This is a genomic window from Halalkalibacter okhensis, from assembly GCF_000787375.1.
GTDB lineage: Bacteria > Bacillota > Bacilli > Bacillales > Bacillaceae_D > Halalkalibacter > Halalkalibacter okhensis.
In genome coordinates, this window is the sequence record NZ_JRJU01000019.1 from 54,294 (window position 1) to 66,718 (window position 12,425).

Annotated in this window: 10 protein-coding genes; 4 read left to right on the forward strand and 6 right to left on the reverse strand. The window is 38.9% G+C overall.

What is annotated here, in order from left to right:
- Nucleotides 1-108: 108 nt before the first annotated feature.
- Nucleotides 109-957 (reverse strand): BglG family transcription antiterminator LicT, encoded by an 849-nt coding sequence (gene licT, locus LQ50_RS14385; RefSeq protein WP_034630570.1) that lies wholly within the window; start codon nt 955-957, stop codon nt 109-111.
- A gap of 299 nt (nt 958-1,256) precedes the next feature.
- Here licT and LQ50_RS14395 point away from each other — a divergent pair, with 299 nt between their 5' ends.
- Both LQ50_RS14395 and LQ50_RS14400 read left to right on the forward strand, forming a co-directional pair.
- On the forward strand, nt 1,257-2,135 hold the full coding sequence (locus LQ50_RS14395) for a Cof-type HAD-IIB family hydrolase (RefSeq protein ID WP_034630574.1): 879 nt from the start codon (nt 1,257-1,259) through the stop codon (nt 2,133-2,135).
- A 246-nt stretch (nt 2,136-2,381) separates the two neighbouring features.
- Nucleotides 2,382-3,824 (forward strand): glycoside hydrolase family 1 protein, encoded by a 1,443-nt coding sequence (locus LQ50_RS14400; protein WP_034630576.1) that lies wholly within the window; start codon nt 2,382-2,384, stop codon nt 3,822-3,824.
- 355 nt (nt 3,825-4,179) lie between these two features.
- On the opposite strand, the gene LQ50_RS14405 is transcribed toward LQ50_RS14400, so the two are convergent.
- The gene (locus tag LQ50_RS14405; RefSeq protein WP_034630579.1) at nt 4,180-5,625 is read right to left on the reverse strand and encodes a DEAD/DEAH box helicase; all 1,446 of its coding nucleotides are present in this window, start codon (nt 5,623-5,625) and stop codon (nt 4,180-4,182) included.
- A 128-nt stretch (nt 5,626-5,753) separates the two neighbouring features.
- A complete protein-coding gene (locus LQ50_RS14410) occupies nt 5,754-5,954 on the reverse strand; it encodes a cold-shock protein (RefSeq protein ID WP_034630582.1) in 201 nt (66 codons plus the stop codon).
- 816 nt (nt 5,955-6,770) lie between these two features.
- On the opposite strand from LQ50_RS14410, the gene katG reads away from it, so the two are divergent.
- Nucleotides 6,771-8,981 carry a catalase/peroxidase HPI gene (gene katG, locus LQ50_RS14415; RefSeq protein WP_034630585.1) on the forward strand — a complete coding sequence of 737 codons (2,211 nt, stop codon included), beginning with the start codon at nt 6,771-6,773 and terminating at the stop codon, nt 8,979-8,981.
- A 55-nt stretch (nt 8,982-9,036) separates the two neighbouring features.
- Here the strand turns inward: katG and LQ50_RS14420 are convergent, their stop codons facing one another.
- From LQ50_RS14420 to LQ50_RS14425, 3 genes are all read right to left on the reverse strand, one after another.
- Nucleotides 9,037-9,615, reverse strand: a complete 579-nt coding sequence (locus LQ50_RS14420) for a hypothetical protein (RefSeq protein WP_034630587.1) — start codon at nt 9,613-9,615, stop codon at nt 9,037-9,039.
- 185 nt (nt 9,616-9,800) lie between these two features.
- Complete coding sequence (locus LQ50_RS25785) at nt 9,801-9,968, reverse strand: hypothetical protein (RefSeq protein ID WP_202595382.1); 168 nt, start codon at nt 9,966-9,968, stop codon at nt 9,801-9,803.
- Between the two features lie 13 nt (nt 9,969-9,981).
- On the reverse strand, nt 9,982-10,605 hold the full coding sequence (locus LQ50_RS14425) for a TetR/AcrR family transcriptional regulator (RefSeq protein WP_034630589.1): 624 nt from the start codon (nt 10,603-10,605) through the stop codon (nt 9,982-9,984).
- A 165-nt stretch (nt 10,606-10,770) separates the two neighbouring features.
- On the opposite strand from LQ50_RS14425, the gene LQ50_RS14430 reads away from it, so the two are divergent.
- Nucleotides 10,771-12,234: an MDR family MFS transporter gene (locus tag LQ50_RS14430; protein ID WP_034630592.1), complete on the forward strand. Its 1,464-nt coding sequence runs from the start codon at nt 10,771-10,773 to the stop codon at nt 12,232-12,234.
- Nucleotides 12,235-12,425 lie beyond the last annotated feature (191 nt).

The following is a 12,425-nucleotide window of genomic DNA, read 5'->3' on the forward strand; positions in this document are numbered from 1 at the left end:
TGCTTCCAATCAGACCAGGTTAAGCCCACTTAAGGTAACATTCCTAGGTAAAGATATTAAGTTAATAATCTTATTTAATACACAAATGATTGCAACTTTGACATTTCCTCAACTTTGTTGATAACGCTGTGTCACACGATGAATATGCAACGTCAAATAGATCACTTCATCCGTAGAAATTTCCCATTTGTAGCTCTTTTCTAGGTACACCTTAATCTTTTCGCTGCATGAAAAGGCGTCAGGATACTTTTGTTTCAGTTGTTCGTAGAGGAAATGATCCTCCGATGCGATGACCCGCTCTTTCCGTACATACCTCATCGCAAAAAAGCGAAGATGCGTGAGAAAACGTTCATAATTAATCGAGCTTTCATCTAATTCCATTCCAAAATGGTACTTGACAATATTTAAAATATTGTTAACCATTTCTGTTACTTGTATAGCTTCAGCCATATTCTCACCAGATAGCTGGCTATTGACTAAGTGAAGCGCAATCGATCCTGCTTCATCTTCACCGAACAAAATTCCTGTTTCCTCTTGAATAATAGATAACGCTTTCAATGCTACCTGAAATTCAAGCTTATAGTGCTTTCTAATCTCCCATAATAGAGGATTCTTCAATTGAATCCCCTGTTCATGTCTACTTATGGCAAAGCTAATATGGTCAGTTAATGCCACATATAGATGATCATCTAATTTGTATGGCAATCGCGACTTGGCATAATCTAATATCTTAGACGATATATTTAAATATCTTTCAGAAGTATCGTTTAACAGCTTGGCTAACTTATCAGAAACACCTTTTTTTTCCAACACAAACGTCTTTTCTATTTTAGAAGTATCAACTGGCTCTCCTGCCTTTTTTTGAAAAGCGAGCCCACGCCCCATCACAACCACTTCTTGGTTTTCCTCATTATTGGCTATAACGACATTATTGTTAAACACTTTTTTTATCTTCATAATCTAACCCGCCCTACTTCTGTTCTGTTTCGGTCTTTCTGTTTTAAAAAAGGGTATAAAAAAAACCCAACCTTGTATACAGAATACCCTATATAGAGCCTCCGAAACAAACTTAGGTTTTGCCTGCCGAACAGTAACAATCCGTCTAAGAAAATATTCATTTGAAATCGCTTACTAATTTTATACCATGACAAATTATTCATTGTCAACAACTCTTTCAAAAAAAATATTATTCATTTTCTCAAAACTAGTATACTCTTTATTCGTAAGTTATTATATTTGATAGAGAGGCGAAAACGATGAAATTAATCACAACAGATATGGACGGTACGCTCTTAAACGAGTTAAGCGAAGTTAGTCCAGAAAATGTAAAAGCCATCCGCAAAGCCCAGGAGTTAAACATTGAGGTTGTCATTGCAACAGGACGATCATACGAAGCTGCGTCAAAACCTTTAATAGAAGCTGGACTATCTTGTCCCATTATTTGTTTGAACGGGGCACAAATTTATTTAAAAAATGGAGAATTAATTCGTAATATTCCTCTAGATAAGGATGCATGTAGGAAAATTGAACTAGCATGCACAAGTCAATCTATTTATTTTGAAATCTTTACTAGCGCTGGAGGTTATTCAGTCAATAGGGAGACTTTTATTGATATATTAGTTGATGTCATGAAGTACCACTATCGAGATGTGGAAATAGACGTACTGAAAGAAAAAGTGAAGCAGCGTTTTCAAGATGAAAAGATTCAAACCGTCGATGATTTTGACCATATTTTTAATAATAACAACATTGACGTCTTTAAATTTCTTGCCTTTTCTCTAGAAGAAGATTCTTTAAATTTCATTCGTGAACAGTTAAAAGGTGAGCATGATCTTATTATCACCTCCTCTGGTCACCAAAACCTCGAAGTTAACCACCGGGATGCAAATAAAGGAGCAGCCCTCACTTTTTATGCTAATAGACAAGGAATCAAGCTAGAGGATGTCATGGCCATTGGTGATAATTTCAATGATTATTCGATGCTTGAAGTTGCTGGGCTAGGAGTTGCGATGGAAAATGCGGCTCCAGGACTTAAAGAAATCTCTGATTTTACGACAAAAAAGAATACAGAACATGGCGTAGCCGTTGCCATTGAAGAAGTACTTAAAGGCAACAGCAAACAGCTCGTTAAGTAAGATAAACAAGATTCGGATAAAAAAACGGTTACAAATTTCTTGCTAGCAAAAAAAAATCATGATATAGTTATCGCAAATAATCAAACAACCCATTTAGGATTGTAACTGTTCACACAGGCAAAACCTAAATCACGTATCTCCTAAAGACTAGTATGTCTTCCTTACGTGGTTTAGGTTTTTTTGTTTGCCTTAGTGAATGACGATTCATTTTAAATCATTTCAAATTTTGATATGGAGGTTTTCTATATGAATAACTATCAATTCCCAGAAGGATTTTTATGGGGCGGTGCTACAGCTGCTAATCAAGTAGAAGGTGCCTATCTTGAAGACGGCAAAGGAATGAACCTAGCAGATGTGATGCCTGGCGGGAAAGTCCGTTTAGATGTCATCTCAAAACCTGGATTCGACTTTAAAATTGACACAGAAAAATACTCAACCTATCCAAATCACGAAGCGATCGATTTCTATCATCGTTATGTAGAGGATATCGCGTTATTCGCTGAATTAGGATTTAAAACATACCGTATGTCGATCGCTTGGTCACGTATCTTCCCTAAAGGAGACGAGCTTGAGCCAAACGAGGCAGGTCTAGCTTTTTACGATCGTGTTTTCGATGAATGTTTAAAACATGGAATCGAACCAGTTGTAACGATCTCACACTATGAAATGCCTTTATATTTAATTACAGAGTACGGTGGTTGGAAAAGCCGTGAAGTGATCTCATTCTTCGAGCGTTATGCCATTACTTTATTTAACCGTTATAAAGACAAAGTAAAATACTGGCTAACATTTAACGAAATCAATGGAGCAACACATCTTCCAATTATGAGTCTTGGGTTCTCCCCTGCCACAGAAGATGTTCGTCTCCAAGAAAGCTTCCAAGCCCTACATCACCAGTTTGTTGCGAGCAGCTTAGCTGTTAAGGCTTGTCATGAAATCATTCCTGGTTCGCAAATTGGTTGTATGTTAATTTATATGCCTGTTTATGCGTATGATTGCAATCCACAAAATGTCCTACATGCGATGAAAGAAGAGCAAGTCTTTAACTATATTTGTGGTGATGTTCATGTACGCGGGGAATATCCAGCCTTCTCAAAACGCTTTTTTAAAGAAAACAATATTACAATTAAGATGGAAGATGGCGATTTTGAAACACTTAAACAATACACAGTAGACTTCATCTCGTTAAGCTATTATATGTCTCGCACAGAAAAAAAGGTGCTAACAGATGATGAAAAAGCTTCAGGAAACCTAATTGCCGGCGTGAAAAATCCACATCTTCAAGCAAGTGATTGGGGTTGGGAGATTGACCCAACCGGACTACGAATTGGCTTAAATAATTTGTATGACCGGTACCGTGTTCCTCTATTTGTCGTTGAAAACGGACTCGGCGCTTATGATACTATTGAAGATGACGGTAGCATCAATGACGACTACCGTATTAACTATCTACGTGAGCATATTAAAGCGATGGGTGAAGCCATTGAAGATGGTGTAGAACTAATGGGCTACACAGCTTGGGGTTGTATCGACCTCGTCAGTATGTCAACAGGTGAAATGTCTAAGCGCTACGGTTTCATTTATGTTGACAAGCAGGACGACGGCAGCGGGACGCTTGAGCGTAAGAAGAAAAAATCCTTCTATTGGTATCAAAATGTGATTGCGACGAATGGGAAGGAATTGGAATAAGAAGAAATAGTAAGATCAAGAGCCTAAGGTTCTTGATCTTTTTTTGCATGAGTTTGTGAAACTTATTGTCGATATTCAACTGAAATACTACTATTGATGATCTCTTGTATATAGATGTAGCATTGTGCACCTAAAAAGTATGTTTATTGACCTTCAGTTGTTATGCCTTGCTGTCCAACTTGGACCATATTCTGTCGAAGATGTGGGTTTTGCTGTCCAAACTCTTTCATTTGCTGTCGGTTTACCTTGATATTCTGTCGGAAAACCCCTATCTAGCTGAAACTTTCTCACTTGTACCTAATCCCTCGCTCAAACGATAAAAACGATCCTCCCACAAGGATCGTTTCTCAATACCCTATTTTATCGCCTTACTAACTTTCAGCTTCTTTCCTTTAATCGGCGTATTCTCCATTGCTTGTAACACGACCGAACCTTTGCCATTTAAGATATCGACATACGTTAATGTATCCTGAATGGTAATTATCCCAATATCCTCAGCAGTTACACCTGGGATCTTGGCAATCGTCCCAACAAAATCAACTGGGCGAAGCTTTTTCTTTTTACCTCCAGTAAAATGAAGCTTCATAATATCTTTATTAATACGGGCTGTTTTGTTATTTTTTACAATTCGGCGTCCGCTCATTTTTTCCTCAAATGCATCTTTAGAGCTCATAACCTCACTCTGACTTGGCATTTCTAATGAAGGGATCTCATAACCAATGTATTTCTCAATAGCTTTCACATATTTGCGCTCACCTGCTGTTGCAAAGGTAATTGCTTTACCTTTATTCCCGGCACGACCGGTTCTACCCGTTCGATGAACATAGCTTTCTCTTTCCATTGGAACATCATAATTAATGATGAGAGTCACATTATCAACGTCAATCCCTCTAGCCGCTACATCGGTTGCAATTAAATAACGAAAATCACCATTTCTAAAGCCGTTCATCACCGCAAAACGATCTTCTTGTTCTAATCCTCCATGAAGTTTCTCACAAGGATAGTTAGAATCTGATAACTCTTCAAACACTTGATCAACATGGTCTTTGGTATTGCAGAAAATGATACAGCTATCAGGATTTTCAACAATGGTTACATCTTTTAGTAAAGCAACTTTCCCTTCTTCTCTTACATCAATGAGACGGTGTTCAATGATATTCTTCGTTCCTTCAGTTGCTTCTATCTCAATATGAACGGGTTCTTTCATATACTTATGGCAGAGAGCTTCCACATCTTCAGGCAGCGTAGCCGAGAAAACCATAGTCACACGATTATCAGGTAATTGTTGAATGATCTTTTCCACATCATCAATGAAGCCCATGTTTAACATTTCATCTGTCTCATCTATAATTAGGTACTTAATTTGATCTAAAACCAAGGTTTCTCTTTCAAGATGATCCGCTACTCTTCCTGGAGTACCGACAACAACATGTGTTTTTTGTTTCAACTCTTCTTTTTGTTTTGAGAAAGGCTCTTTCCCGTATAAAGCCAGCGCTTTAATTCGTTTAAACCTTCCAATATTGGTAATATCCTCCCTCACTTGAGCAGCAAGCTCTCGAGTCGGAGTTAAAATCAAGGCTTGTGGCTTTCTCTCTTCCCATTCGATCATTTCACATATAGGAATCCCAAAGGCCGCTGTCTTTCCACTCCCTGTTTGCGATTTCACGACAAGGTCCTGTTGGTTGAATGCACTTGGGATCGTTTGCGCTTGGACCTCTGTAGGAGAGCTGAATTTCATTATCTCAAGTGCCCTTTTTATCTCATCACTAATTTTCAAATCATCGAAATTTGTTATTTTCATGTGGAACCTCTTTTTCTGGTTATTGTTTTCATATAGGTTCTCTCAAGGAATTCAACATATACAAGTCAAAAAGCAGAACCTATTTTTACATACAAAAAAAGGGCCCTTACTAGAGCCCTTTCTCTTATTTATGCTTTGTTAACGTTGACAGCTTGAGGTCCACGTTGACCTTGCTCAACGTCGAATGTAACGTTTTGGCCTTCATCTAATGACTTAAATCCTTCGCCTTGGATAGCTGAGAAATGTACGAATACATCGTCTCCACCTTCAACTTCGATGAAACCGAAACCTTTGTCTGCGTTAAACCATTTTACTGTACCTTGTTGCATGTGTGTAATCTCCTTATGTGGACGTTGCCACCATTTATTACTATAGTTGCTCAAATGATATCAAAGGCGAAAAGTTTAAATACTCATTCGTAATTGAAACAGCCCGAACAAAAATAACTTCTTTACTATAGCATAGATCCATTCACAAAGCTATCATTACTTAATAATTTCTACTTTTACTATAAGAAAACACTTCTAATAAGATAAGCACCAAACGTATTTTCAATTCCCCGATTAATAAGTTAGTTTTTCCCCGCAACCCCAAATTCAAATTCTTTGATTTATTTTATTCTATATTCTTCCATTTGGCTTTCAAATTAATAAACTAATATTTCTTTCATATATTAGTAATATACTCTAACAGCTTTGACTTGTAGAAGGTAACATCTCCTACTTCAGTTAACCATTTGGGGGATATATCCGGTTTTACCATTTTCTTAATAATGACTTCTTCCAGCTGAATTTTATCTCCCATCGCTTTTTCATTTACGGTTTCAAAAATGAGATTACACCTCTTTAATCAAAAACGATTTTCTATCAAATTCTCATCAGCAATTCATTTAACACTTTAATGAAAACCCTTTCAATTCATACACATTTACATTTTGTAATCTACCACCTTTCCTTTCATTTCAAGGTTCGAAAGGATTAAAAGAAAAAAATTTAAAAATCACAAGTTATTTTTCTTTCTTTTTACTCAATAGTTTATTACAATGATTACATAAGAATAATTATTGTAATTAAGTTTCTCGTATATCTTCGGACTAGTTGCATAATTATTTACTATTTAATCTTATTAGAAAAGGGGAATAATTTATGGACACAAATAATAATACTAACTCTGGAAAATGCCCGTTTTTACACGGCAGCGCTACTAGTAACAGCCCTACTGCCACTACAAATAAAGACTGGTGGCCAAATCAATTAAACTTAAATATTTTACATCAACATGATAGAAAAACGAACCCAATGGGAGAAGACTTCGACTATACGGAAGAATTTCAAAAGTTAGACTATGATGCTCTTAAAAAAGATCTTCATGATTTAATGACAGACAGCCAAGATTGGTGGCCTGCAGATTATGGCCATTACGGACCTTTCTTTATTCGTATGTCTTGGCACGCAGCAGGTACATACCGTAAAGGTGACGGCCGTGGTGGTGGTGGAACTGGTAACCAACGTTTCGCTCCACTCAACAGCTGGGAGGACAACGGTAACCTTGATAAAGCTCGTCGTCTTTTATGGCCAATTAAGCAAAAGTACGGCAACAAAATTTCTTGGGCTGACTTACTTCTTTTAACAGGGAATGTCGCCATTGAATCGATGGGCGGAAAAACTTTTGGTTTCGGTGGAGGACGTGCTGACATTTGGCATCCAGAAGAAGATATCTACTGGGGTTCTGAAAAAGAAATGCTAGGTGATAACCGTTATACAGGCGATCGCGAGCTTGAAAATCCGCTTGCTGCTGTTCAAATGGGTCTGATCTATGTTAACCCAGAAGGTCCAAACGGAAAACCAGATCCAATTGCAAGTGCTCGAGACATACGTGAAACGTTTGGACGTATGGGAATGGACGATGAAGAAACAGTTGCACTCATTGCTGGTGGACATACATTTGGTAAGGCACACGGTGCAGGAGACGGCTCTCATGTTGGGCCAGAACCAGAAGCTGCTCCTATTGAGGCACAAGGCTTAGGTTGGCTTAGCTCTCACGGTAGTGGCAAGGGCGGTGACACGATCACAAGTGGCCTTGAAGGTGCTTGGACAGCTAACCCAATCCAGTGGGATAATGGTTACTTTGACTTATTGTTCGGATATGAATGGTGGTTGACTAAGAGTCCTGCAGGCGCATATCAATGGATGGCTGTAGACCCGGATGAAAAAGATCTTGCACCAGATGCAGCAGATCCATCAAAGAAAGTACCAACTGTTATGTTTACAACAGATTTAGCATTGCGTCATGATCCAGCATACGAAAAAATTGCACGTCGTTTCCATGAAAATCCTGAAGATTTTGCAGATGCATTTGCTCGTGCATGGTTCAAACTTCTTCACCGTGACATGGGTCCTAAAGCAAGATATCTTGGTCCAGAAGTTCCACAAGAAGATCTTATCTGGCAAGATCCTGTACCAACGGTTGACTATGAATTAACAGATGCCGAAGTGGCAGACCTAAAAGAAAAAATCTTAAACTCAGGACTTACAATTAGTGAACTTGTTACAACTGCGTGGGCTTCAGCAAGTACGTTCCGTGGCTCTGATAATCGTGGTGGTGCAAATGGTGCCCGCATCCGTCTTGCGCCACAGAAGCATTGGGATGTGAACCAACCAGAACAACTTGAAAAAGTACTTGCGGTATTTGAAGATATTCAAAGTCAGTTAGAAAAAAATGTAAGTTTAGCCGATTTGATTGTACTTGGTGGTAGTGCTGCGGTTGAAAAAGCAGCACAAGATGCAGGCTTTGATGTGACTGTTCCGTTTGCTTCTGGACGTGGTGATGCAACAGAAGAGCAAACAGATGTAGAAGGCTTTGAAGTATTAGAGCCAGTCGCAGATGGATTCCGCAACTATCAAAAGAAAGAATATAGTGTGAGTTCAGAAGAGCTTCTCGTAGACAAAGCTCAACTGCTAGGTCTAACCGCACCAGAAATGACTGCCCTTATTGGTGGTATGCGTGTATTAGGTACAAACTACGGTGGTACGGAGCATGGCGTATTCACTGATCGTGTAGGTACCCTTTCTAACGACTTCTTCGTTAACTTGCTTGACATGGGAGTAGAATGGAAATCTGTAGATGGTGGCGTATTTGAAGGTCGCGACCGCAAAACAGGTGAAGTCGTTCGTACAGCAACAAGAGTAGACCTCGTATTCGGTTCAAACTCAGTCCTACGTTCTCTTGCAGAAGTTTATGCACAAGACGATAACAAAGGGAAGTTTGTAAGTGACTTTATCGCAGCCTGGGTTAAGGTCATGAACGCAGACCGTTTTGATCTTAAGCTTAAGAAAGCTGAATTAACAAGTAATTAATAGGAAGGAAAACACCGCCGTCTCAATTGATGGCGGTGTTTTTACAATAGATTGTTTAATATTCAAACCAATAACCAGCAACATTCACTCCTCTAAGCTCTTCTTCATCTCCTTTACTATTCTCAAGTAAGATGAATCCTTTTGAAAAGAAGAAATACCAATTATAAGAACGGTCCTTCACTTGTACAACCTCTGGGAGGACTTCTAACATATCATCTGCTGTTACGTTTTTTACAATTTTTACACACTGCCAACTAGATATGCATTGGTACGCTTCCTTCGAGTTTATAAAATGGTCAAACGAAGCTGCATTGGTAGGAACGCGAAAGATAGAAAAGACGATAAGAATTGCTATGACAAAACCTACTCTTCTCGTTTTTTTACTCGAGATCATTTCAAAACAAAGCACAATGGCTAACACTGAGTAAAGAGTAATCCAATATAGCCACTCAATTCCGAAAATATAGCCACCGAAAAAAGAATTGATCGCACCGAATAATAAAAATTGAATGATGCTTTGAATTGATTTTTCATTAAATTCTTTTCGAACCGATTCCCACTCATTTTTGTTCTTTATATAGATGTTATAAACACTCAATGATAATATAACAGTCATAAAAAGATAATCCACCAACGTAGCTCCCCTCCAGTACTATGAATATTCTAACATTATTTTCCTTTCCCTATAAAAAAAGAAATGACCCCTGCTAAAAACAGGTAATGTCACTTCAGGTTGGTTCTCATTCAATTCCCGATAACAATGGTATTATAGCTTTTACCGTCCGAAAGCAATTTGTCTTTATTAAAATGCAAATGATTTTAAAACACTCTCTTCTCTTCAATAACCGAAATAACCTTGGCCTCATTTCCATACTTTTTTCGAATGGTCTTTCTAACGTCTACCGGTGTTCTTGCCGTGACTGACTTAGTGTGTTTCTCTCCTTCTATTTCCATTTCTACTAGAAAGCATTTTGATCCGCATCTCATATTGCCCCCTCCTTTATTCTACTAGCACTGAATTAAAGAGCGGCATCATTAGACAATCAACGATTTGCTCGGCAAAAGCACGGTCAAATGGTTTGCCAATAAATATGCCACGATACGTAATTAATGCTGGACCCATATCCGATAGAAGACTCCACTTCGGTTCTTCCGATCTACCATAATCCTTTATAAATGGTGTAACAACCGACTCGATTGCCTGTTTCGTACGCCAATAGAAATCCTGTTGAAGCTCTTGTTCTAATTGCTCATTAGAAGAAGCGGCTGCATGAATCGCCGTCATCGCATGCTGATATGTATTATTGTCACATTGGAAAATAAGATAAAGCACATCAACCAATTGATCACGTAATCCTTGATCTTTGTTCAACCTCTCCCCGATCACTTCGAAGGGACTCATATAAGCAGCTGCATCAATGACTAGTTCGGTTTTTGAAGACCAACGCCTGTAGATTGTTGCTTTCCCCACTTTCGCCTTCGCTGCTACTGCATCTATTGTTAACGCATCAAATCCACACTCTGCTAATAAATCGAGTGTAGCCGCTAAAATCACTTTATTACGTGACAGATCCAGAGGTCGTCCTCGTTTGCTTTCTTCTTGCTCTTTATTTTGCTTCGACATCGTGGGTAAGACCACCTTTCAACATCTCTTTAACTTATTGGTAGTTTATCATCGACTCCTTTCTTTTACAAATACGATACTCTTGCGTTTCGTATATGATGGTGTTAAGATTATTTAGCGAAACGAGGTCGTTTCGTATTTATAGATCGAATGGAGGAAATAGTAATGGCTGTTATAGCTCAAGAAAACACCGCAGCTACAAAGGATACCAATCAACCAACGATGAACGTACTTCCTATAATTGCTGTCCTGCTTTCCGGCGCGTTTGTCGCCATTTTAAGCGAAACAATATTAAATGTAGCCTTGAACGCGATAATGGCTGATTTTGGAGTCGCTTCAAGTACCGTGCAATGGCTTGTTACGGGATATATGCTCGTTATTGGTACACTAGTCCCAATCTCTGCCTATTTTATGCAACGCTTTACAACACGCCAGTTGTTTATTGCAGCGATGTCGTTATTTACGCTGGGTACACTGATCTCTGGTTTTAGTCCTGTATTTAGCATCCTTTTAGTAGGACGTTTAACTCAAGCAGTTGGTACAGCGATCATGATTCCGCTATTAATTAACATTATTCTTACCGTCATCCCTGTTGAACGTCGCGGTGCTGCGATGGGTATGGTTGGTCTTGTTATCATGTTTGCACCGGCTATTGGCCCAACTGTTTCAGGTCTAATTGTTGAAAATTTCACTTGGCGTTGGTTATTTTATTTCATTCTTCCAGTAGCGCTTCTTTCCCTACTGTTTGGGATGCGTGTACTAACGAATATTTCTGAGACTTCCAAACCGAAACTCGATGTGCTTTCGTTTATTTTATCAACACTCGGTTTTGGTGGGATCGTCTACGGCTTTAGTGCAGCAGGCAAAGGGGACGCTACGTTTGCTGACCCTATCGTCTTTTCAACTTTACTTATTGGTATTGTGGCACTTGCTCTATTTAGCTGGCGTCAATTAAAACTTGAAACCCCACTTCTTGATATTCGCGTTTTTCGGTACCCTATGTTTCTATTAGGACTCTTGCTCGTTATGCTTGTTATGATGACAATGTTTGCGATGATGTTAGTTATGCCGATTTATATGCAAGGCGCGCTATTATTCAGTGCTGTTTTGACTGGATTGGTCATGCTTCCAGGTGGCTTATTAAACGGGGCGATGTCTCCTTTTATGGGGCGTCTCTTTGATAAATTTGGACCACGTCCTTTATTAATTCCAGGTACGTTAATTCTTGCTGCAATCGTATTTACTTATCGCTTTACCATTCCAGGCGTACCAGTATGGTTCGTCATTGTCCAACAAGCGATTCTCATGATTGCTGTTGCGATGATTATGATGCCTGCGCAAACCAATGGATTAAACCAGATTCCTGCAAAACTATATCCGCACGGCACAGCGATTATGAACACATTAATGCAAGTATCCGGAGCGATCGGTGCAGCTTTGTTTATATCAGTGATGGAAAACGGACAGCAAAGCTATTTAACTGGCAATGGCATTGAAAACCCTACTAGTGAAGAGCTTGCTTCCGCGCTCACCTACGGGTCACAGCAAAGTTTTTCAACTGGATTTTATTTGGCATTAGCAGCAGTGGTTCTTGCTTTTCTTGTTAAAAGAAGTAAGCAAATGAATTAAGAGCGTAATAGAGGGGCAGGTTCAACTGCCCCTTGCTTTCTTTACAGTCCCATATTTCTCTCCCCTGCCACCTGTCTTACTAACAGTCCATTACTCTCTAGACTCAAGCTTAAAAGCAACATCTTTTTTCACTTCACTGCATCAAATCCATTTTCCTGAGGTACTAGCCAAACCCTCCAAGTATAAAACCA